A 22,136-nucleotide genomic window follows, 5' to 3' on the forward strand; every position below is an offset into this window, starting at 1 on the left:
TGCACTCGAATCTTTCGCCGACGGGGTCTATGAGGACCTGGATCACGAGTGGCTCTACGACGACTCGATGGACGGCATCGACGAGGACCCGGCAGCGGCATCCCTCGGTACCGCGGCCATGGGGATCAAGTCCTGGTTCACCCCCTTCAACGGGCAAGCCGTGGCGGCGCAGTCATACGTACTCCTCTTGGTGCCGGTCCCATGGCACCACGCACGCGCGACGGGTGCACCAGATTCGACATTCGACCCCACCACAGTTGCGGCCAATCCGAAGGGCTCGAAGTGCCGTGCAGCACGCTGGCTATGGCTGGATGCGTGCTTGACGCGACGCCCGCCTCCTGCGTTGTGTCCACCAGGGCCACCCAGGACTCGCTGCACGCTCCTAACGAGGCCGATCTGCCACCGCCGATTCATGGAAGCGAATTCGCACGACCACCATCGTCTTGTGACGCAGGCCACCGATAGTGCGTCTCGCGATTCGAGACACACTTGAGGCGTCACCATCGAAATGGTGCGCCAGCCTGCTTCGAGCAGCCCGTTTCCGCGAGATAGGGCACGCGGAGGGCACGGAGACCTCGAGAGGTCTAGACAACAAACAAGGCCCTGATCTCCGACCAGGGCCTTTCGTCGTGGAGCGGGTGACGGGAATCGAACCCGCGCTCTGAGCTTGGGAATCAACCAGCACTTGATCGCCAGACATGTTCCTGACCAGCGGAAACGCTGCACAGGTGTACGGCTGGATAGCGGCCGGACGGTGCCCGTAGTGACCCCTGTTTACCGCTACGAATGGCACGTAGTGGCACGTGGGGTGCGTCGGGTTCGGCTGCAGGGCCGGCCGCGAGCGGCTGCGATGAGGCCGCACCGACCGAACTCGGGTTTCTATGGCCCGAGGCTTCATCTGCCAGCTTCCTCCGTACCGGAGGATTCCACGACTAGCCTCCGCAGCATGCTGCGTATCGCCGACGCCCGCACCGGCCACCTCGTGGAGATTCCCTCCGCGCACCGCCACCTCCTGCGCATCTGCGTCCATCTACCGGCCATCGACAACGGGATCGGCGCGGTGCACCTGCGCGTGCTGCTGCTCGGCGACGTACTCGCGCGCACCGCTGAGCTGCACGGCCTGCAGACCCTGACGGTGCTCACCGCACCGGACCTGCCGCAGGAGCAAGTTCAGGCGCTCGACCGGGTCATGGCCGTACTCGGCATCCACCCGCCCGCCACCGTCCGTGCTCACGATCCGAGTCAGACACCGAGCGCTCCTGCCGACGTGCACGTGCTCGCGCGCGGCACCGACCAGCAAGACAGCGTCGACGGGGTACGGATCGACGTGGGCCAGGTCGGCACAGCACCCCCGGGCGAGGGTGGCCCAGGCTCCCCGGTCGCAGCCGCCGCAGAGGGAACCGATCCGCTGGCTGTCAGGATGCTGATGCTCGGCCATGCCTACCGCACGCCCGTCATGGTCACCGGTGCCGCGCTCGTCGAGGCCCGGCGGACACTGCGGCACTGGCGGCAACTGGTGGCCGACTGGGCGCAGGAGCCATCCAGGCCGATCCCTGCCGACCTGCTGCGACAGGCTCATGCCGCGCTCGCCGATAATCTCGGCGTCCCCGCCGTCCTGGACATGCTGCGCAGCGTGGAGAGGGACGCGGAAGTGCCGGCCGGTGCCAAGTTCGAGACGTTCGCCCATCTCGACCGCGTCCTCGGGCTGGACCTCGCGCGCGAGGTCGGCCACCAGCACCAGGAGACGCCGTGACCGCAGGCGACTCCCGGCGCCTGGTCGTGCTGCGGCACGCCAAGTCCGCCTGGCCCGACGACGTGGCCGACCACGAGCGGCCTCTGGCCCCGCGCGGCCGCCGCGACGCCCCGGCCGCTGGCTGCGCGAGGCCGACTGCGTTCCCGACCTCGTCGTGTGCTCCACCGCCCGGCGCACCCGCCAGACATGGGACCTCGTCTCGGACGAGCTCGACGCCACCACGCCGGTGACTCCCGACGCACGCCTCTACCAGGCGAGCGCCGGGGAGTTGTGCGGCGTCGTACGGGACATCCCGGCGCACGTACGGACGCTGATACTGGTCGGGCACAACCCCGGCGTGCAGGACCTGGTCCTGATGCTCACCGGTGACGCGGACGGCTACGCCTTGGAGCAGACGCGTACGAAGTTCCCGGCGTCCGCGATCGCCGTGCTGTGCCTGTCGGGGGCCTGGTCGGGTCTGGAACCGGGTGCTGCCCGGCTGACCGATATGGTCGTGCCCCGCGCCGCGAAGCCATGACGGGACGGTGCGGACGCCCAGAGGTGCGCCCACGGCGGCTGATCCTGAATTGGGGTTGCGGCAGCTCATTGCACCAGTGGTGCGGGTTCGTCGGACCTGGAGGGGAGCACGCTGTTCACCTGATCCCGCCCATAGTCGGGGAGCAGGGAGCTCACACCATGGGCCTCTCCGGCATGGGCTGCTCTACGCCGTCCAGCTCCAGCGTGCATCTGAGCCTGGACGGGACGAGGTGCGGCTGGCGTACCCGGACCCGGAACGGGCGGGTGGGATCGTCGGGCAGTTCGCCGGTCAGCAGGCTCGTCCCACGGCCGTGCTCCTTCAGGCACGCGACCACTTTGCCGTTCACCAGGAGCTCGATCTCTCCGTCTTTTCCGGGCCCGACGTGCACGGTGATCGAATGGTCACCCTGATCGAGGTGGAAGTGGTGGCTGTGCCCCATGACGCACCTCCACAGTGCTGTCGGTACGTCCACCCTAGATCCGGCGCCCTCCCCGACCGTACCTGCGCGGCGACGGGACGAACGGAGTTCACGGACCTGAGAAGCGAGCGCCCCCTGTGGCCTCTGGCCGACCGCGGGAGATTCCGAGAGCGACACTTGTGGGTGGGTGCCGTGCTGGTCGGTTTACGGAGTGCAGGTCGCGAGGTCCTGCCCGGTGGACCGGATGCCGAGTCGGCAGGAGACGACGATGAACGGCTCGGTCCGTGTCGGACAGGTGGTCGGGGTACCGCTGCGGATGCACTGGAGCGTGCCGCTGCTGGTGGTCCTGTTCGCGTACGGTCTCGGCCGCCAGACCCTCCCCGCATGGACTCCGGGGCGCTCGGACGCGGTGTACACCTTCGCCAGTGCCGTAGGCGCGGTGCTGCTCATGGGCAGCCTCCTGCTCCACGAGACGGCACACGCTGCGACTGCCCGCAGGAAGAAGATCGCGGTACAGGATGTGACGCTGTGGGCGCTGGGCGGGATGACCCGGATGGGGCGACCGCAGACCGCGGCGGTGGCTTTCGCGGTGGCGGTCAGCGGGCCGCTCACCAGCCTGGCTGTCGGAGGCGCCGCGCTCGGAGCGGGAATCGGGCTGCACGCGCTGTCCGGCTGGGCGGTGCCCGCCGCCGTTCTGGTGTGGCTCGGCTGGGCGAACCTGTTCCTGGGCGCATTCAACCTCCTGCCCGCTGCGCCGCTCGACGGCGGAAGGGTGGTGCAGGCGCTGTTGTGGTGGCGCACCGGAGACCGGGAACGTGCGGATCGGGCGGCCTCCCGAAGCGGTCAGGTCGTGGGCGTGCTGCTGATGGCCTTCGGCTGGATCTCCTTCCTGCGCGGGGCGCCGGGCGGGCTGTGGCTCGTCTTCGTCGGTCTCTTCATCATGGTCGTCGCCGGCGCGGAACGGCAACGCGCCGTGATGCACACGGCATTGCGGGGCGTGCGGGTGGCCGATGCCATGTCCAGCCCGGTGACCACCGGTGCCGACTGGCTGACCGTCCAGCGTTTCATCGATGAGGTGGCAGTGAACTCCCGCCATTCCGCCGTGCCGCTGCTCGATTTCGAAGGCCGTCCCAGCGGGATCGTTCAGGTACGCAGGCTTGCCGGGATACCGGGAGCGCGCCGGGAGGCGCTGCGCGTGCGCGAGGTGGCGATCCCGCTGTCTCAGTGCGCGGTTGCCGCTCCGAGTGATCTTCTGAGTGAGGCTCTCGACAAGCTCCGCCCGGGTACCGGCATGCGCATTCTCGTCGTGGACGGGGGGCATCTGATGGGGATCGTCACCGCGAAGGACATTTCACGGCTGATGCAGCGGCACACGCTGGGGGGCCAAGGGTCCAAGTGACCGGGTCCCGAAGCGCCGTCGGTGATATGCGCCCTTCGGCCAGGCTCGTCGACGTCACGGAGGCGGGCACGGGCGACGTCCGGGCCATCGTTGGTGCCCTCCACGATGAGTTCGCGGATGAACTCCGCGAGGGCGGCGAAGACGTGGAAGACCAGGCGCCGCCCGGTGTGGTGGTGTTGAGCGACTAGTGGAGCGAGGTGAAGCCGATGCCGCGATTGTGCAGGCAGGAAACGATCGGGATCAGGTCCTGGATGGAGTGGCCGAGCCGGTCCATCGACGGGACGACGAGGGTGTCACCGGCCGCAGGCAGTCCGCGCTTTCAGGAGGCTGCCATGGGGCCGATACCTGCGTAGCCGCCCCGACCGTTAGCGTGGCGCAGGCACACAAGCCCCCGGTGGGAACCGTCGCGCGGCTCACCGTTCCCGTTCCGCCAACTCCTTGAAGTGCTCGAGGTCATTCCGTACGAGGCGTTCGATCGCGGTTGCCTGGGCGAACCCCTTCGGCCCGCCGAACGCTTGCCTGACGGTGCTCGGGTCGTACTCGATCCGGGCTTGGACTCGGGTGTGCTCCCGGTCGATGGGCAGCAGTGCGAACGTTCCCGCCAGGTCGGGACCGCGCGTGGTCTGCCACTCCATCAAGTTTTCCTTGCCGTGGTCGGTGATCTCGGCTTCGAACTCCTGAGCCCGGCCGCCCGCGTCGACGTCCAGGTGCGCCCGGTGCCCGCCCCCCGAACGAGCCTCGCGCACTCCTTCCAGGAATTGCGAATAGGTCTCCACGCGGTGGAGGCAGTCCCAGGCCACATCCATCGGAACACCGATGTCGATCTGTTCTTCGAGAGTGCTCATCGGCCACCTCACAGCTTGGTTCACGGCTTATGGGGCCCTGTCTCCAGTGTGCCCCCCCGGAGGATCGATGGCGGCTGGCGTCAGTGCCGGCGGGCCGGCGGGCCGGCGGGCCGGTGCCGTCCGGCGTCGGGGCGGCACGGGAGCAGGAGGGCCGGGCGGAGGGCGGTGGCGGTGAGGGCGAGGCTAGATGCGGCGCGTTGTCAGCCAGACGAATTGCTCCTCCACCGTGGTCTCATCCGTAGGCTGATCCCGAAGAGGCCGCACACCCGCAGAGGTACGAGCGCGCGGAGGGCACGGAGCCCTCCCGAAGTGGTCTGGACAATAGGCAAGCCCCAGGCCGCTGACCTGGGGCTTCGTATTGGAGCGGGTGACGAGAATCGAACTCGCGCTCTGAGCTTGGGAAGCTCATGTTCTACCATTAAACTACACCCGCGCGGCGGGCCGTGAACGGCAACCGCATCGTCGCACACTGTACCCCATCGATGGCCCCCGGTGTATTTAGCCGCGGGGTCTTTGTGCTGTCCAGGGGGCGGATGCAGCCGATGTCGCCGCCCCGGATGCGGCTGCGGTGTACGGGAGTTGAGGCGTACCGTTGCGTGCGGAGTGCCGTCGGAGTGCCGCATACGGGCCCGTCCCGTTCATCCCCTAATCTGGTCGTTCGTCCGCATTTTGTTGGGGAAGGGACCCGATGGACTTGATGGAGCGCACCGTCGTCCGCTGTGCCGAGGGGCACGTCTTCAGTACCGCTTCGTTCCCGATGCAGCAGCTCGGCGCCGATCGGATCGGGCCCGGGCGGCTCATCCGGTGTCCGCGTTGTGCGCGGCTTCGCAGTGTCGTGCCTGTGGAGTCGGAGCGGTCGGCCAAGCGGTAGCCGGCAGCCGTACGGAAGCCGTGGGGAAGCGGCGGTCGGAGTGGGCGCGCGGGCTGTCCCGATTGGGGTGGGCCCGCGCGCTCTGCGTATCCTCGGTGCGTGCTTCTCTCAGACAAGGACATCCGGGCCGAGATCGACGCCGGACGGGTGCGTATCGACCCGTACGACGAATTCATGGTGCAGCCCTCGAGCATCGATGTGCGGCTCGACCGCTACTTCCGGGTGTTCGAGAACCACCGCTATCCGCATATTGATCCTGCTGTCGAGCAGACGGATCTGACCAGGAAGGTCGAGCCGGAGGGGGACGAGGCGTTCATCCTGCACCCCGGTGAGTTCGTCCTTGCCTCGACCTACGAGGTCATCTCGCTGCCGGACGACCTCGCCTCGCGGCTGGAGGGGAAGTCCAGCCTCGGTCGGCTGGGGCTGGTCACGCACTCGACCGCGGGGTTCATCGACCCCGGCTTCTCCGGGCACGTCACGCTCGAGCTGTCGAATCTCGCGACGCTGCCCATCAAGCTCTGGCCGGGCATGAAGATCGGTCAGCTGTGTATGTTCCGGCTGAGCTCGCCGGCCGAATTCCCGTACGGGAGCGAGCGGTACGGGTCCCGTTACCAGGGGCAGCGTGGGCCCACGGCGTCGCGGTCGTACATGAACTTCCACCGGACGCAGGTGTGAGCGATGAGTGAGGCACGGGAGAACCTGACGTACGAGACGTTCGGCGGGGCGATCCGTGAACTTGCGCAAGCCATCGCCGACGACGGGTACGAGCCCGACATCGTGCTCAGCATCGCCAGGGGTGGCGTGTTCGTCGCCGGGGGACTGGCGTACGCGCTCGACTGCAAGAACATCCACCTGGTGAATGTGGAGTACATTTAGCGCATAGCCGTTGAACTTGGCAAATGTGCAGGTGAGAGCTTATGCGCGGCTACCTGATCTTGTGGTTGGTTGGCGTTGATTACTGCTGATCATGGTCCCTGTGCTGAGTAGGTGCTGAGCGGGACGCAGGGCTCACGGCCGTTGCGTCGACCTCCGCCACGGCGGCGGCGATGTAGGCCGGATGGGGCGTTGCCCTGTGCGTCTGATCGCTGCCCCTGCGTTGATCCCCTCCCGGGTCGGGCAGTGGGTCTTTTCTGTTCCCGCGACCGGTTGTCGCCGTACTCTCGACGCATGGCTGAGCATCTGGGAGACCGGCTCGTTCGTCTGCGCCGACTCGCTGACCTCACGCAAGAGGGACTCGCTGAGAAGTCCGGCGTGTCCTCCGACGTGATCAAGCGGCTTGAGCAGAAACGCAAGCACAGCGCGCGACTGCCGACTCTGCATGCCTTGGCCCGGGGCCTCGGGGTGGAGCTGACCTCTCTGCTCGGGGACCCGCCGGGGGTGCCGTCCACGGGTGAAGTCGACCCGCCCCAACTTGTTGCCGTGCGACGCGCGATCATGCCGCCCCTGTTCGCTCCGCCACCGGAGCCGAACGGCCCCGAGCGGCTGACCGTGCCGCTTCTTCGGCGTGAGATTGCCGACGCGTGGACCCTGTACCACAGCGCGGAGTTCGGCCGACTCATGGAATTGCTGCCCGGCATCATCAATGACGCGCGCTTCGCTGCTGCTGTCGGCAAGGGCGACGAGAAAGCAGCCGGACAGGCCGCGTTGGGCAAGGCGCTTCAATTGGCCGGACACCTCGCAATCCGCCTGGGGAAAACGGACCTTGCGCTGAGCGCGCTTGAGCGGGCGATGAACGCCGCTGAGCAATCCTCTGATCCGTTGCTTGGGCCCATGGTCAGTAACTCCGTCGCATGGAACTACCAGCGGCAAAACCGGCTCGACGACGCGGAGCACCTTGCCGTGTACGCGGCTGACGGGGTTGAGCGTGATCACGGCGACACGGCCGAAGGTGTGCGCGTGTGGGGCGGCTTGCTCATGTCGGCGGCGACGAGCGCGGCACGCTCGGGCGATTACGACACGGCAAACGAAATGATGACGACGGCCGAGAAGGCAACGAAGAGATTGGCCGTACTCCCGCCCCCGGTGAATGGGCGAATGGTGTCTGTCTTCAGTCGCTCGTCCGTACGTATTGAGCGCGTCCGTCTCGCAGTGCAGCACGCGCGCCCCGAGGAAGCTCTTCAACTTGCGAAGGGAATGCGGCTCAGTACCGACACTCCTCCGTCGTGGCGTACGTGGCTCTTGCTCGACGTGGCCCGTGCCCACACAGACCTGGGGAATGCGGAAGGCGCGGTCAAGGCGCTTATGCGGCTCCGTGAAATCGCCCCGGCGTGGATGCGTCACCACACGCTAGCCGTGTCGATCGTGAACGACCTTTGGGCGACGCCGACGCGTCCGCCTGGGCTGCGCAAGCTTGCTGAGTTCCTCGGGGTCACGAGCTAAGGCCGCAGAAGTAGGCCGTTGCGTCCCTGTAGTGCCTCAATGCTCCGCGTGACGATTGGCATTCGCCGTCGACACGAGGGACTAATGATCATGTCGAGAAACGCACGTCAGCGGCTCGCAGCGGCCATCGAGCAATTCGGACACGATGGGCGGCTACTCGTCTTCCACGACCCTGACGACCCGTTGGGTAGCACAGCAGAAGGCGCCGACGAAGCTCCGCACTCCGGCATTGAGCGGGTGCCGGGTCCGGCTCTGAGTTCGAAGGTCTGGCTGGCCAACGCCCGAAGCCGGGGCGAGGTTCTGTGAGTACGCGCTCGGTGGTGCGTCATGAGACGTGGACACTGGAGCCGGACCGTGAGCCGGACGCAGAGCCGACCACGTACTCCATGCAGTGCGCGGTGTGTGAGGAATCCTCGGCGGCCAGTGCGGACATCGGTGGCCCGCAGTCCTGGGTGTTGGCGCACTGCGGCCGGAACCCGTCGCACCACACGTTCCGGGAGATCATCACCCGGCCGTGGCGCACCTGGCGGCACTCATGATGCGCAGTGCGGTGGGCTGGTTAGGCCGCTTCGCCGGACCGTTTCTGATCATCACCATCTCGGTCTCGTGCGGCTTCGTCCTAGGCGTCGCGCTCGCGTCCGGCTCTTCGTTGCCTTAGACCCCCGTCCCCGCCGGATGTAGCTGATCGAGGTGTTCCCCCACACTGAGATAAGCCCCGGCGGGGGCGGGTTTCCCAGGCAGTGGCGCGGTTTGGCACGCCGCCGGCCGTAGAGGCTTGGGACGGGAGCTGCCATGGGGCGAGTGATCATGGCCCCTTACGCTGGCCAGCGATCGGGCAGTCTGTGGACCTGCCCGCAATAGCCCGATCGGGGCCATGATCTTGGAGGCTCGCCCCATGGTGGCTGTCTCAGGCCTCGAAGGCCGTCGGCCCCCGCCCCCACGGGGTGAACCTCGCCGCCAACGCGACGCTCGTGTCAGGTGTGTTGCCGGGGTGCTCGGTACCCGTGAGACAGGCGCTGTGGGCTGACCGGTGACGAGTCCGGGTCAGGATCGGTGGTCAAGTCTCGGAGGCCGTCCGCCCCCAGCCGAGGGCACCCCGGTCCACGGCGAGGGGAACCCGGGGTCTCGTACGGTCTGTCGGTACGGCTCAGAGCGCTGAGCATCGCGGGCGGCTGCCGCTCCGGCGGGACCGGCCGAAGGCCGCATGCCCGCCCGGAGGGCGGCGAGTCCGCCCGGCGCGCCGCAGGCGCGCCCTGGAGTAAGTGAAGACAGTTTCCGCCACGCCTGCCCCGGCTGCCGCGTCGAGCGCTGGCTGGACGGGTGGGCGATGGCACAGGGACGGTGAAGGCCGAAGGGTCGGTGATCCACCGGTTCCGGCAGCGCGCCTCGGATGCCGCAGCAAACACAACCCTGCCTGCCCGGAAACCAATTGGCAGTTGCAAATGCAAATGGAAGTTGAGATGATGGCAGCGCGCGGACACTACTGACGCACTGTCAGCCCACCCCAAGAGGAGCGCACATGATCACGCCCATGCCCTGTTCCTGCGCCTGCTGTGAGGTGACCTGTGCCCAACGTCGCTCGCGACGACTCAACCGACATACCTTCCACGTTCACAAACCCTGCTGCCCGTACCGTAGAACTGCGGCGCGTAGACCGTTTGCGGTCGCTGTCCGAAGCGGAGCGGGACCTGATCCGCCTGGTCAATGACCCCGGTTATGCCCGGTGGCTGGAGCAGATCAGATCCATCGGCGGCTGTGCCCATCCCGTCTACCTGTCCGGCTGCACGATCACCCGGGATGCGGTCACCGGTGAGATCATCTGGGCGTACTCCACTGGCCATGAGCCGGGTGAGCGACTGCCGGTGCGCTGCCGCAACCGCCGTGCCTCGGTCTGCGCCCCCTGCTCCCGCCTGCACGCGGGGGACACCTTCCACCTGGTCCGTGCGGGCCTGTCCGGGGGCAAGAAGGTGCCCGACGCGGTCCGCAACCGGCCCCGGTTGTTCGTCACCCTGACCGCCCCGTCCTTCGGCCCCGTCCACCGGGTCGCCGAGGATGGCGGGCCGTGCCGTCCACGTCGTGACGCCCCGGTGTGCGAGCACGGAAGACTGCTCGGCTGCGGCCTGGTCCACTCCGAGGATGACCGCCTGGCCGGACTGCCGCTCTGTGCCGACTGCTATGACTACACCAGCCACGTGCTGTGGCACACGCACACCGGGAGGCTGTGGGACCGGTTCACGACCGCCGTGCGGCGTCATCTGGCGTCGGCCGGTGGGATACCGCGCTCCCGGCTCGGTGACGACCTGGTGGTCTCCTTCGCCAAGGTCGCCGAGTTCCAGCGGCGCGCGGCCGTGCACTTCCATGCCGTCGTACGCCTCGACGGACCGGACGGCCCCGGAACGTCGCCTCCGGCCTGGGCCACTGCCCAACTCCTCCTCGACGCGGTCCGCCATGCCGCCGCGTCCAGCTTCGTCACTCCGCCCGACTCCGACGCGTACGGCATCGAACGCCTGGCCTGGGGTGCCCAGTTCGACGCCCGCCCCATCCGGTCGTTCAGCGAAGGAGACGCCCTGTCGGATGAGGCGGTGGCGGCGTACGTGGCCAAGTACGTCAGCAAGGGCGCGGCCGAGACGGCTGCCGGGCTGGACTACCGCATCACCAGCCTGGACGACATCCGCGCGGCGGCCGTCAACGGCCACGTACGGGCCCTGATGGGCACCTGCTGGCGCCTGGGCGGCCTGGCTGAACTGGAACACCTCCGGCTCCGGGGATGGGCTCACAGCCTCGGCCACCGAGGCCACATCCTCACCAAGTCCCGCCGCTACTCCACCACCTACGCCGCCCTGCGCGCCGACCGCGCCGCGCACCTCCGCACCGGCACCGGGACCGGGACGGCGAACGATCCGGACACGATCACGGAATCGGCTTGGCGCTACGTCGGCTCCGGCCACACCCCCGGCGCGGCCCAACTCGCCGCCGGAATCGCCGAAGACCACGCGCAGAACCGCGAGATCGGGCGGGAGATCAGGCAGGGAGGCGACTGCGCATGAGAGGAGGGTCGAACCGACTTCTGACGCCCCCTCAGACGGCTGAGTTCTTGGCCGTGCCGCTGAGCACGCTCTACAGCAACTGGCGTACTTGGGGGCTCACGGCATACCGCGTCGGCAAGCATCTCCGGTTCAGAGAACGGGACTTGGAGACTTGGCTAAGCGGGCGCGTTGAGAATCTTAACGTGTAGAATCTTCGTGCTGAGTAACCGAGAGAGGGCAAGGGGGATCGACAGGCATGGGCGCGATCATCAAGCGGTGTGACTGTGTCATCACGGCGTGGGACCGGTGCCCGCATCCGTGGGTGGTTCGCTGGCGTGAGCCTGGCGGGCGCTCGGGGCGGCAGCGTGAGAAGTCGTACGAGCCGGGGGCGGCCGGTAAGAAGCTCGCAGCCAAGTGGGAACGGAAGGTGGAGCGTGACAAAGACACGGGATCGTATATCGACCCCTCGCAGGCTAAGCGGACGTTCGCTGATGTCTGGACTGAGTGGATCAACGCCGGTTCGGATGAGGCTCAGTTAGCGGTGTCGTCGCGTGCTCAGTACCAGAGCATCTACAAGAACCATTACGCCGACTTCTTCGGGTCGCGCCCCATTGGCTCGATTGCCGCAAGCGATATCACCAAGTGGGAAACGCTCCAAAAGGAGAAGGGGTACAAGCCGTACGGCATCCACACGCGTAAGGTCGTCCTCGCCTCGCTCTTCAAGTACGCGTGGTCGGCGGAGATCATCCCCCGAAATCCGTGCAAGAAAGCGGATGCGCGCAAGCGTAAGGGATCGGCATACCGGCCGATCGACCCGTCAGAGGTTCCGACGACTGGGGAAGTCGAAGCGATCTTCGGCAAGATCAAGCCGTATTACCGCTCGACCGTCTGGACCATGGCGGGGTGCGGCCTGCGCGTGGGTGAAGCGCTGGCGATGTGCGAACAGAAGTGGGACCAGGAGACGGGCTGGGCCAAGATCAATGCTCAGCTCTCCTCGTTCGGAGCCAATGAGGGTGCCGGGCGGGGAACGGCGATCCGGGATGAGGTGAAGTGGTCTCGGACCGGTCGCCGGGTTCCGGTGCCTGAAATCGCTGAGGAGTCCTGGCGCGCCCACATCGCGACGTATGGCACCTGGGGTGACGAAGGTTGGTTCTACGAGTCCGAGACGTACGCCGGGCGCTTCCCCTCGCGTACGACGTTCGCCGAGAGGTGGAACAAGGCGATCGAGGACGCCGGGCTGACACACCGTGGCCTCACGCCCAAGTCGCTGCGGCATTACTTCGCCTCGGTGTCCATCGCGGCGGGGGTCCCCATGGCGGAGCTGGCAGCCTGGATGGGGCACGCCAGCAGCAAGACCACAGAGCAGGTGTACGTACATCTGCTGCCGGGTGCTGAGGAGCGGATCAAGGGCGCCGTTGCGCTGGCTGTTGCCCGTGATCTGTCCGAGTCGCTGAGCCGCATCCGCTCGGCGTAGGTGGTGCTGACTCAGCCAGGCGTGCTGAGCTAGTGCTGAGTTGAGGCGCAATGATCGGGCATATTGCCTGGTGATTGCGCCCCTCGGCTTTAATGTGGAGTTCTACACGGGGGTCGGGACCACTCTCGAGATGCCGGTCATGCTCGCGCCCATCCCGAACGCCATTGATTTCTCGAACAAGAAGGTCCTTATCGCCGACGACGTCGCCGACACCGGTAAGACGCTGAAGCTCGTGCATGACTTCTGCGTCGACCAGGTCGCCGAGGTGCGCAGCGCCGTCATCTACGAGAAGCCGCATTCGCTGGTGAAGTGCGAGTACGTCTGGAAGCGCACCGACGAGTGGATCAACTTCCCCTGGAGTGTCCTGCCTGTAGTACGTAAGTCCGGGGAGCCGGTCATTCCGTCGAAGGAAGCCCTCTGACCTGCGGCTGAGATGTGCCAGTCATTCTTGCGTGCCCTCGCTTGGCGCTGAGGAGGCTTGACCTCGGCTACCACCCGGTTGCGTCCGGTTGAGGCAGGCGCCGGGTCATCCGGCTGTGCTCGAGGCTCCAGCTGGGAGCCATGGCACGCGGCAATGGACACCATCAACAAGGTGGCGCGTTGCTCCACGGCGACGTCATGAGGCCCGGGACCAGCGGGCTCTTTCGCATATGGGAACGCTGTTCTCTGTCAAGCCCCGAAATGTAGTGACGTGTCGCGATGGCACAGCTCGGGGCTTACTCGAGAGGCGGGCTTTGACAAAGCCGGTGCATGATCAGTGCCTCCCGGACATGGAGCGATAATGGCCTTAGGGAGGCGAATGAGAAGAATTTTCCATTCCGCGATATCTATGCGGTTGAGGAGAGTGCCGTGAGTTCCCTACCTCCTTCGTCCGAGCGCCCCACCGGCCCTCCCTCCGGTCCGCTGTCCGGCCAGGCCTCAGGTGAGCAGTCGCCGGTACCTCCGCCCCCACCCGGGCCTCCGCCCCCACCCGAGCCTCCGCCACCGGGGTCCATGGGTCCGCCCGGCGAACCGGATGAGCCTCATCGGCGCCGCGGAGGACCCTCGCCCCGGTGGCGGACGCGGAGAACTTTGCTGGCTGCCGGCACTGTGGTGGTGGGTGCCGCGATGGCGGTGATCCTTACGGTCGCCCTCCCCGGCGGGAAAAAGGGCGGTGGGGAGGTCTTCCTCCAGACCGCCTCCGCGGCCGGCTCTGATCCGTTCACCCCGTCGACCGAGACCCAGGACAAGGATGCCGCAGCCTCGTCCGCAAGCCCTGGTACGTCATCGGCCGACGGCACAGGCACCCTCGTCGTCAATGGTTCCCACCCGGGACTGTACGGCGGTACACAGAACGTCGCGAGCTGTGACGTCGAGAAGCAGGTCAAGTTCCTCACGCAGAACGGCGACAAAGGGCGGGCCTTCGCCGGAGCCCTCAACATCCGGCAGCCCGAAATCCCCCAGTACATGCGGTCCCTGACGCCGACTCGGCTGGTCTGGGACACACGCGTCACGAACCACGGGTACAGGAACGGCGCGGCGGCCAGCTATCAGGCCATCCTGCAGGCCGGCACGGCCGTCCTCGTCGACGACCGGGGCGTTCCGCGCGTCCGCTGCGCCTGCGGCAACCCCCTGACTCCGCCCGTCGCCGGCGAGAACAAGCAGAAGTACACCGGCAGGCAGTGGGCGTCGTTCCAGCCCTCCCACCTCGTTGCGGTCATACCCGCCAACCAGCCCATGAAGACCGTGACGATGTTCGACCAGAATCGCAAGGGCTGGTTCCAGCGTCCGAGCGGCGACCTTCAGGGCAAGAGCGACGCAAGGGTTCCCGCCCCGAAGGGCCAGCCTGCCGGAACGCCGTTCCCGGTCCTGCCCCCTCCTGAATCGACAGAGAAGCACCAGGACAAGGAACAGGAGTACCCGGAGAAGGGCAAGCAGAAGGACAAGGACAGCAAGAAGGACCACCCGAAGGACGAGCCGAAGGAGAAGGACAAGCCCAACCAGGAGCAGCCGAAGGAGCAGCCGAAGGAGCAGCCGAAGGAGAAGGACAGCAACCAGGAGCAGCCGAAGGAGAAGGACAGCAACCAGGAGCAGCCGAAGGAGAAGGACAGCAACCAGGAGCAGCCGAAGGAGAAGGACAGCAACCAGGAGCAGCCGAAGGAGAAGGACAGCAACCAGGAGCAGCCGAAGGAGAAGGACAGCAACCAGGAGCAGCCGAAGGAGAAGGACAGCAACCAGGAGCAGCCGAAGGAGAAGGACAGCAACCAGGAGCAGCCGAAGGAGAAGGACAGCAACCAGGAGCAGCCGAAGGAGAAGGACAGCAACCAGGAGCACACTGGCACCGGTTGAGTCGCCGGCCCCGGAGTCGCGGCAGAGCTGAAGGAGTCGCAGAGCAGGAGCTCTGACCTTGTCTGCGAGTACGGACATGGAGAGAAAGGCCCCCGGATGGCGGCGAATTCGAGGGGTCGTTGCAACACTGCTGGTCAGCTGGCTAGGTCCAGTAGCTTAGCGAGGCGCTCGGCTGGGGTTTCCCAGCCGAGCGTTTTGCGTGGGCGGCTGTTGAGTTCGGCGGCCACCGTTTCCAGGTGGTCGGGGGTATGGGCGCTCAGGTCGGTGCCCTTGGGGAAGTACTGCCGCAGCAGGCCGTTCGTGTTCTCGTTCGACCCGCGCTGCCAGGGGCTGGCTGGGTCGCAGAAGTAGACCGGGATGTCGGTGGCGACGGTGAAGGCGCGGTGGGCTGCCATCTCTGAGCCCTGGTCCCAGGTCAGGGACCGCCACAGATGCGGCGGGAGGGTCTGGACGGTAGTGGCGAGCGCGTTGCGGGTGGCGATGGCGCTGTGGCCGGTCGGCAGGTGCACGAGCATCACGTAGCGGGTGGACCGTTCGACCAGGGTGCCGATGGCCGAGCGTCCGTCCTTGCCGATGATGAGGTCGCCCTCCCAGTGGCCGGGGACGGCCCGGTCGGCGGCTTCGGCGGGGCGTTCGCTGATCAGGACCATGTCCTTGATGGCGCGGGAGATGCGCTTGTGGGCCTGGCGCTGCGGGCGCCGGCGGGCCCGGCCGGTGCGCAGGGAGCGGGCCAGTTCCCGGCGGAGTTCGCCGCGGCCCTGGACGTAGAGGGCCTGGTAGACGGTCTCGTGGGTCACGTGCATCTCCGGCCGGTCAGGGAAGCGTGCCCGCAGAGCCTGGCAGATCTGCTCAGGGCTCCACCGCATCGTGAGGTGGTCCTGGATGAAGTCCCGCAGTTCGGGGTTCTGGCCGATCTTGCCGGTCTTGGGGCGGGGCCGGCGGGCGTCGGCCCGGGCCTGGGCGGTGTGCGGCCGGTAGTACCAGCCCCCTTTGGGCATGGTCCGCCGGTTGCGGCGTATCTCGCGGCTGATGGTGGACGGGCTGCGGCCCAGCTCGGCGGCGATCTGCCGGACGGACGCCTTCTCACGCAGCCGGTCGGCGATGTGAATGCGGTCGTGCTCCTGGAGATACCGCGACGGAGCAGGAGGCGGTCCCTCCGGCCCCGGCGGCCCGGGCGTCTGCCCGGGTTCCTGGTAGATCGGAGGGACCGCCTTGCGGCCCCTTTGGTGACCGTTACGCCACTTCTTGCCCGTACGGCGGTCGATGCCGACGATCCGGGCCGCTTCCCGGGTGCTGTAGCCCTGCTCCATGAGCTGGAAGTATGCGGCCCGCTCACGGAGCAACGGCTTGCGCCCCTGCGACTTCCTGTTCTTGCGAATCTCGAAGTCCATCGCACCCCTTGAACTGGGGTGTTGCAACGACCGCTAGAACTGAAGGGCTCCGGGGGCCTCTGCCCGTCCGTAGAAAGTCCTAGATCGTGCCCAGCTTGATGATCGACACGAGTGCGATCAGCTGGATCGCCGACGCGCCCAGCGCCTTCGGCCACGGCAGATCGTGCGACTTGCTCACCATCGACGTGAACAGCGCTCCCGCCGCCACCCATGTCGCCCAGCCCAGGACCTGGACCAGGGAGTTCTCGCCGCCCAGGAAGAGGGCGAAGATCAGGCGTGGGGCGTCCGTGATCGACATGATCAGCATGGAGAGGCCGACCGTCGGCTGCCAGGCGCCGTCGCCGCCGAGCTGGCGGGCCATGGTGTGGGTCACCGCGCCCAGGATCAGGCCGCCAATGACGAATGCGACCGCCGTCGTCAGTACGTACGGGATGGCCGCGGAGATCGTCGCGTTGATCGTCTCCTCGCGGGCCTTGTCGAAGCCGAAGAGCGCGAGCAGTCCGTAGAGGAACGTCACGATCAGCGCCGGGCCCCACACCGGGTAGTCGCGCATCTGCCAGAACGTCGGTCCGGGGCGCAGCACGATGCCGCTCAGCAGCTGCTTCCAGTGCAGACGCGGGCCGGACGGGGCGGCAGCGGCCGCGCCCGCGCGGTAGGTCGCGCCGTCGCCGTACGGGTCCTCGTTGACGCTGAACGCCTGGGTGTGGCCAGGGTTGTTGGCGTACGGGTCACCGTGCGGGGGCTGCTGGTACGGGTCGCCGAAGTACTCCGGTTCGCCGTACGAGCCCTGAGGCTGCTGCTGATGATGACCGCCGCCGGCCTGGGGCCACTGCGGCGGTTGCTGCTGCTGCGCATACGGCGGCACCGCACGGCCGCCCCCGCCCCAGTAGGGCGGCGGCGGTGCCTGCTGCGGTTGCTGCTGCTGCGAGGTGCGGTTGTCCCGGCCGCGTCCGATCCTGAATCCAGCCACGTATTCGAACGTACCTGGTCCCGGAGAGTGAGGTGCTCGACCCAGGGGAACAAGCGGTCCTTTGCTGCTGAGCTGTGACATCCCCTAGGGGAACCCCGGGGGTCTGCCGCACCGCGCTCAGCTGGGCATTCGGCGGGCGTAGGGGCAGCCGTACGGCAGGCGGTCAGGTCAGGTCAGGAAGACCGACGTACTGAAGGTGAGCAGCGCGCGCGTCCGCTCCGCCGCCGGGTACAGGGCCACGACGTCCGCGTGTTCGCCGCGGTGCGTACGTGTCACCAGGTCCGGGCGCTTGTCGCCGTCGAAGTCCGCGTACTCGAGGACGTCGGTCGCCGGGCTTGTCTCGCCGGACGGGAGCGCGGGGCCGGGCGGCAGCCGTACCGGCTTGGTGCGGTACGTGCCGCCCGCGCGGCCGGGGCCGTCGGGGCCGCCGAGCAGCAGCTTCCCTTTGGCCGCCGCGCCCGGCTCGGGGGCGCGGGCCGACACCACCAGGTCGTCGTAGCCGTCGTCATTGGTGTCAGGCTCGGGTGCCGGTGCGGAGAGCGCCGGGCCGCCGCCCGGGACAGGCGCTGTGGCGGCGCGCGGGGCGCCGGCCCGGGTGAAGGGGCCGCGCAGGAAGCTGACGTGGCCCGCCGAGGCGGTGACCGCCAGGTCGGTGCTTCCGTCGCCGTCGAAGTCGCCGCATACGGGGTGGTCGGGCCAGTCGTTGCCGTATCTCGCCTGGTCGGGGATGCGGAGGACGACCGCCTTGCCGCCGAGGCCGGTGGGGGAGCCGAAGAGGAGCTGGAGCGGTACGGGTGGGCGGCCGATGCCGTTGTACGGCGGGTCCGTGGCGACGATCAGGTCCGCGAAGCCGTCCTTGTCGAGGTCGCAGGAGGCCTCGGCGTCGAAGGCGGCGGGGAGGGTGCCGTCGACCGGTGCGGCGTTGGCGCGCGGGGTGAGGATCTGGCGTCGGGCGGGGTCGAGCCGGCGCAGGGCGGCGGTGCCGTAGACGATTCCGATGCCCGCGTCGTCGCCGTGGCTGTCGTCGGGGGCCTTCACCAGGTCGTTCAGTACGAGATCGCGGTGGCCGTCGCCATTGAAGTCCTCGGGGACGCGGCTGCCGGTGCCGTGGGGGACGGGGAGGCGCGGGGTGGCGGCCCGGCCGGCGAGCGGGGCGGTGTCGCCGTTCTTGGCGGCTGCGGGCCGGTCGGGCTCGGGGCCGCTCGTGCAGCCCGCCAGCAGCACGGCGCAGGCGCAGGCGGTGCCCATCGCCGCTGCTGCCGCCGTTCGTATCCGCACAACGCACCCCGTCCGTCTGTTCTGTGCTCAGTCGCCCCACGATGCTCGTTCGGCCGTCGCGGCAGGGCAATGGATCCGCCGTGATCGCAGGCCAATGGTTATGCGGTGGGTAGTTGGACGGTCGCGGAATGCAGCGCAAAGGGCAACAGACACGATAAACCAGGCACCGGACCACCCTGGGGGCCGCGTCGAGCGGCCCGCGGACACGCGAGTACGCACACAAGAGAGCGGCCGGTTCTGCCCCCGAGGCAGATCCGGCCGCTCCCGCGTTACGCAGGGACTACTTCACCGGCTCGGGCTCCGGCGCGTCCTCCGACTCCTCGGCGGCAGCCGGGTCGGCCGGAGGCGTACGCACCGAGTCGAGGAGCAGCTGCGCCACGTCCACGACCTGGAGCGATTCCTTGGCCTTGCCGTCGTTCTTCTTGCCGTTCACCGAGTCCGTGAGCATGACCAGGCAGAACGGGCAGGCGGTGGAGACGATGTCCGGGTTCAGCGAAAGGGCCTCATCCACACGCTCGGTGTTGATGCGCTTGCCGATCCGCTCCTCCATCCACATCCGGGCACCACCGGCACCGCAGCAGAAGCCGCGCTCCTTGTGGCGGTGCATCTCCTGCTGGCGCAGGCCGGGGACGGCGGACATGATCTCGCGCGGCGGCGTGTAGACCTTGTTGTGACGGCCCAGGTAGCAGGGGTCGTGGTACGTGATCAGACCCTCGACCGGCGTCACCGGAATCAGCTTGCCCTCGTCGATGAGGTGCTGGAGCAGCTGCGTGTGGTGGATGACCTCGAACTCGCCGCCCAGCTGCGGGTACTCGTTCGCGATCGTGTTGAAGCAGTGCGGGCAGGTGGCGACGATCTTCTTCGACGACTTGGGCTTCTTCGTCGAGGGGTCCTCGTCGTCCTCGCCGTACGCCATGTTCAGCATGGCCACGTTCTCCTGGCCGAGCTGCTGGAACAGCGGCTCGTTGCCCAGGCGCCGGGCCGAGTCACCCGTGCACTTCTCGTCGCCGCCCATGATCGCGAACTTCACGCCCGCGATGTGCAGCAGCTCGGCGAAGGCCTTGGTGGTCTTCTTCGCCCGGTCCTCGAGGGCGCCCGCGCAGCCGACCCAGTACAGGTAGTCGACTTCGGACAGGTCCTCGACGTCCTTGCCGACGATCGGGACCTCGAAGTCGACCTCCTTGGTCCACTCGACACGCTGCTTCTTGGCAAGGCCCCAGGGGTTGCCCTTCTTCTCCAGGTTCTTGAGCATCGTGCCCGCCTCGGACGGGAACGCGGACTCGATCATCACCTGGTAGCGGCGCATGTCGACGATGTGGTCGATGTGCTCGATGTCGACCGGGCACTGCTCCACACACGCACCGCAGGTGGTGCAGGACCACAGCACGTCCGGGTCGATGACGCCGTTCTCCTCGAGCGTCCCGATCAGCGGGCGTTCGGCCTCGGCGAGGGCCGCCGCCGGCACATCCTTGAGCTGCTCGGCCGAAGCCTTCTCCTCGCCCTCCATCGTCTTGCCGCCGCCGGCCAGCAGATACGGGGCCTTGGCGTGCGCGTGGTCGCGCAGCGACATGATCAGGAGCTTCGGCGAGAGCGGCTTTCCGGTGTTCCAGGCGGGGCACTGCGACTGGCAGCGGCCGCACTCGGTACACGTGGAGAAGTCGAGGATGCCCTTCCAGGAGAACTGCTCGACCTGGGAGACGCCGAAGACGTCGTCCTCGCCCGGGTCCTCGAAGTCGATCTCCTTGCCGCCGCTCGTCATCGGCAGGAGCGCGCCGAGCGCGGTCGAGCCGTCGGCGTTCCGCTTGAACCAGATGTTCGGGAAGCCGAGGAAGCGGTGCCAGGCGACACCCATGTTGGTGTTGAGCGAGACCATGATCATCCAGATCAGCGAGGTGCCGATCTTGATCATCGCGGTGAAGTAGATGAGGTTCTGGAGCGTCGCGAGGCTGAGCCCCTTGAAGGCGAGGACCAGCGGATACGAGACGAAGTAGGCGGCTTCGTAGCCCTCGGCATGGTGGATCGCGCCCTCCAGCCCGCGCAGGGTGAGGATCGCGAGACCGATGATGAGGATGACGTACTCGACGAAGTACGCCTGCCAGGCCTTGGAGCCCGCGAAGCGCGACTTGCGGCCGGCCCGGGACGGCAGGTTCAGCAGCCGGATGGACATCAGCACGACAATGCCGACGACCGTCATCAGGCCGATGAACTCGATGTACATCTCGAACGGCAGGAAGCCGCCGATGACCGGCAGCGTCCAGTCCGCCTGGAAGAGCTGTCCGTATGCCTGCGCCAGCGTCGGCGGCAGGGTGAGGAAGCCGATCGCGACGAACCAGTGGGCGAAGCCCACGATCCCCCACCGGTTCATCCGGGTGTGGCCGAGGAACTCCTTGACCAGGGTGATCGTGCGCTGCTTGGGGTTGTCGGTACGGCTGCCCGCGGGCACGGCCTGGCCGAGCCTGACGAACCGGTAGATCTGCGCGACGGCTCTGGCGATGAGCGCAACGCCGACCACGGTCAGGACCAGCGACACGATGATCGCGGCGAGTTGCATTTGGGGGCTCCTCGGGCCTGCGAGGGTGGGATACGGCGACTTCTACTAAGCGGTAACTTAGTTCAGTCCGTGCTGAGATTACCCACTTATTCCGCCGCACTGTAGCCGCGCACACGGTGATCTGTGTCGCTCAGGCAAGCCTGACCGGGCGGGCCCGGCGGGGACGGACCGGGGGGCGCCCGGCGAAGACGGCCGGGAGGGTCCGGGCCAGGATCAGTAGGTCCAGTCCCAGCCAATACTCCTCCATGTAGTGCAGATCGAGCACGGCCATCTCCTCCCAGGGGAGTTCGGAGCGCCCGCTGATCTGCCAGAGGCCGGTGATGCCGGGGCGTACGCCGAGACGGGCGCGGCCCGCTCTTGTGGCGGGCTCGGACCTCTCCGGTGGCAGCGGCCGTGGGCCGACGAGGGACATCTCGCCGCGCACCACATTGATCAGCTGGGGCAGTTCGTCGAGGAAATGGTCGCGCAGCGACCGTCCGACGGGTGTGCTGCAGCGGGTGCCGGCCCGCCGTGTGCGGAACGTCAGCATCGCAAAGGTGCGACCGCCGAGGCCGGTCCGGTTCTGGCGCGCCAGGACGGGTCCCGGAGAGGTGAGCGCGACCGCCGCGGCGACCGCGAGCAGGAGCGGGGACAGGAGCAGCAGCAGGATCAGACTGCCCGTCAGGTCGACGGCTCGCTTTGCAGGCATGGATACACGCCCTTCATCACGATTGACAGTTATTGATCGTTTTTGCGGCTATGACTTTCGCAGATGGACGCTTTGTGAACCGGTCCGCCACGCGCGCGGACCCCCGCACGGACCCCTGGGTGCAGGGTGAGCCCAGGACTTGGCCGCAAGGGCCGGCAAGGGTGCTCGTAAGGGCCGGATAAAAGTTGAGTGGGGCCGACTCAGGTCTGTTGACTCGATCGACCCGGTCATGCATCCTTGAGCCAGAT

The 22,136-nt window shown here is 67.6% G+C and carries 19 protein-coding genes, 1 tRNA gene and 3 pseudogenes; 14 read left to right on the forward strand and 9 right to left on the reverse strand.

Translation table 11 applies throughout. From position 1 onward, the window contains the following. The first annotated feature begins 946 nt into the window (after positions 1–946). Both OG735_RS22665 and OG735_RS22670 read left to right on the forward strand, forming a co-directional pair. A complete protein-coding gene (locus OG735_RS22665; RefSeq protein ID WP_327325002.1) occupies positions 947–1,753 on the forward strand; it encodes a hypothetical protein in 807 nt (268 codons plus the stop codon). After that, positions 1,750–2,270, forward strand: a pseudogene (locus OG735_RS22670) (SixA phosphatase family protein). Before OG735_RS22665 ends, OG735_RS22670 begins: the two are co-directional and overlap by 4 nt. Positions 2,271–2,421: 151 nt before the next feature. Here OG735_RS22670 and OG735_RS22675 read toward each other — a convergent pair. Next, positions 2,422–2,709 carry a hypothetical protein gene (locus OG735_RS22675; RefSeq protein ID WP_327325003.1) on the reverse strand — a complete coding sequence of 96 codons (288 nt, stop codon included), beginning with the start codon at positions 2,707–2,709 and terminating at the stop codon, positions 2,422–2,424. Between the two features lie 247 nt (positions 2,710–2,956). Between OG735_RS22675 and OG735_RS22680 the strand changes: the two genes are divergently transcribed. Next, entirely contained in the window at positions 2,957–4,087 is a 1,131-nt protein-coding gene (locus OG735_RS22680) for a site-2 protease family protein (protein WP_327325004.1), read from the forward strand. Further along, positions 4,084–4,275: a hypothetical protein gene (locus tag OG735_RS42015; RefSeq protein WP_442812470.1), complete on the forward strand. Its 192-nt coding sequence runs from the start codon at positions 4,084–4,086 to the stop codon at positions 4,273–4,275. Before OG735_RS22680 ends, OG735_RS42015 begins: the two co-directional genes overlap by 4 nt. Here OG735_RS42015 and OG735_RS42020 read toward each other — a convergent pair. The 3 genes from OG735_RS42020 to OG735_RS22695 form a co-directional block, all read right to left on the reverse strand. Next, the gene (locus OG735_RS42020) at positions 4,272–4,361 is read right to left on the reverse strand and encodes a hypothetical protein (RefSeq protein ID WP_442812471.1); all 90 of its coding nucleotides are present in this window, start codon (positions 4,359–4,361) and stop codon (positions 4,272–4,274) included. The genes OG735_RS42015 and OG735_RS42020 overlap by 4 nt on opposite strands. Positions 4,362–4,500: 139 nt before the next feature. Then, positions 4,501–4,932: an SRPBCC family protein gene (locus OG735_RS22690; RefSeq protein ID WP_327325005.1), complete on the reverse strand. Its 432-nt coding sequence runs from the start codon at positions 4,930–4,932 to the stop codon at positions 4,501–4,503. Positions 4,933–5,291: 359 nt separating this feature from the next. Then, a tRNA-Gly gene (locus tag OG735_RS22695) sits at positions 5,292–5,365 on the reverse strand. A 255-nt stretch (positions 5,366–5,620) separates the two neighbouring features. Between OG735_RS22695 and OG735_RS22700 the strand changes: the two genes are divergently transcribed. From OG735_RS22700 to OG735_RS22745, 10 genes and pseudogenes are all read left to right on the forward strand, one after another. After that, positions 5,621–5,803 (forward strand): hypothetical protein, encoded by a 183-nt coding sequence (locus OG735_RS22700; protein WP_326651449.1) that lies wholly within the window; start codon positions 5,621–5,623, stop codon positions 5,801–5,803. Positions 5,804–5,902: 99 nt separating this feature from the next. Continuing rightward, a complete protein-coding gene (gene dcd, locus OG735_RS22705) occupies positions 5,903–6,478 on the forward strand; it encodes a dCTP deaminase (protein WP_327325006.1) in 576 nt (191 codons plus the stop codon). Positions 6,479–6,481: 3 nt separating this feature from the next. Beyond that, positions 6,482–6,673 (forward strand): annotated as a pseudogene (locus tag OG735_RS22710) (phosphoribosyltransferase); the annotation flags it as partial. A 297-nt stretch (positions 6,674–6,970) separates the two neighbouring features. Continuing rightward, complete coding sequence (locus tag OG735_RS22715; protein WP_327325007.1) at positions 6,971–8,182, forward strand: helix-turn-helix domain-containing protein; 1,212 nt, start codon at positions 6,971–6,973, stop codon at positions 8,180–8,182. A gap of 302 nt (positions 8,183–8,484) precedes the next feature. Next, positions 8,485–8,721, forward strand: a complete 237-nt coding sequence (locus OG735_RS22720; RefSeq protein WP_327325008.1) for a DUF7848 domain-containing protein — start codon at positions 8,485–8,487, stop codon at positions 8,719–8,721. A gap of 1,119 nt (positions 8,722–9,840) precedes the next feature. Beyond that, positions 9,841–11,229: a replication initiator gene (locus tag OG735_RS22725; protein WP_327325009.1), complete on the forward strand. Its 1,389-nt coding sequence runs from the start codon at positions 9,841–9,843 to the stop codon at positions 11,227–11,229. After that, positions 11,226–11,417, forward strand: coding sequence for a helix-turn-helix domain-containing protein (locus tag OG735_RS22730; protein WP_327325010.1), 192 nt, complete (start codon positions 11,226–11,228; stop codon positions 11,415–11,417). Before OG735_RS22725 ends, OG735_RS22730 begins: the two co-directional genes overlap by 4 nt. 47 nt (positions 11,418–11,464) lie before the next feature. After that, positions 11,465–12,682, forward strand: a complete 1,218-nt coding sequence (locus OG735_RS22735) for a tyrosine-type recombinase/integrase (RefSeq protein WP_327325011.1) — start codon at positions 11,465–11,467, stop codon at positions 12,680–12,682. Between the two features lie 91 nt (positions 12,683–12,773). Continuing rightward, positions 12,774–13,103 (forward strand): annotated as a pseudogene (locus tag OG735_RS22740) (phosphoribosyltransferase); the annotation flags it as partial. Positions 13,104–13,789: 686 nt separating this feature from the next. Then, complete coding sequence (locus OG735_RS22745) at positions 13,790–15,010, forward strand: DUF6777 domain-containing protein (protein ID WP_327325012.1); 1,221 nt, start codon at positions 13,790–13,792, stop codon at positions 15,008–15,010. A 134-nt stretch (positions 15,011–15,144) separates the two neighbouring features. On the opposite strand, the gene OG735_RS22750 is transcribed toward OG735_RS22745, so the two are convergent. From OG735_RS22750 to OG735_RS22770, 5 genes are all read right to left on the reverse strand, one after another. Beyond that, positions 15,145–16,401, reverse strand: a complete 1,257-nt coding sequence (locus OG735_RS22750) for an IS30 family transposase (RefSeq protein ID WP_327322156.1) — start codon at positions 16,399–16,401, stop codon at positions 15,145–15,147. A gap of 79 nt (positions 16,402–16,480) precedes the next feature. Continuing rightward, entirely contained in the window at positions 16,481–17,371 is an 891-nt protein-coding gene (locus OG735_RS22755; RefSeq protein ID WP_327325013.1) for a Yip1 family protein, read from the reverse strand. A 168-nt stretch (positions 17,372–17,539) separates the two neighbouring features. Further along, on the reverse strand, positions 17,540–18,619 hold the full coding sequence (locus tag OG735_RS22760; RefSeq protein ID WP_442812622.1) for an FG-GAP repeat domain-containing protein: 1,080 nt from the start codon (positions 18,617–18,619) through the stop codon (positions 17,540–17,542). A gap of 310 nt (positions 18,620–18,929) precedes the next feature. Continuing rightward, positions 18,930–21,200, reverse strand: a complete 2,271-nt coding sequence (locus OG735_RS22765) for a (Fe-S)-binding protein (protein ID WP_327325015.1) — start codon at positions 21,198–21,200, stop codon at positions 18,930–18,932. Between the two features lie 130 nt (positions 21,201–21,330). Beyond that, entirely contained in the window at positions 21,331–21,888 is a 558-nt protein-coding gene (locus tag OG735_RS22770) for a sugar transferase (protein ID WP_327325016.1), read from the reverse strand. Positions 21,889–22,136 lie beyond the last annotated feature (248 nt).

This window comes from Streptomyces sp. NBC_01210, assembly GCF_036010325.1.
GTDB lineage: Bacteria > Actinomycetota > Actinomycetes > Streptomycetales > Streptomycetaceae > Streptomyces.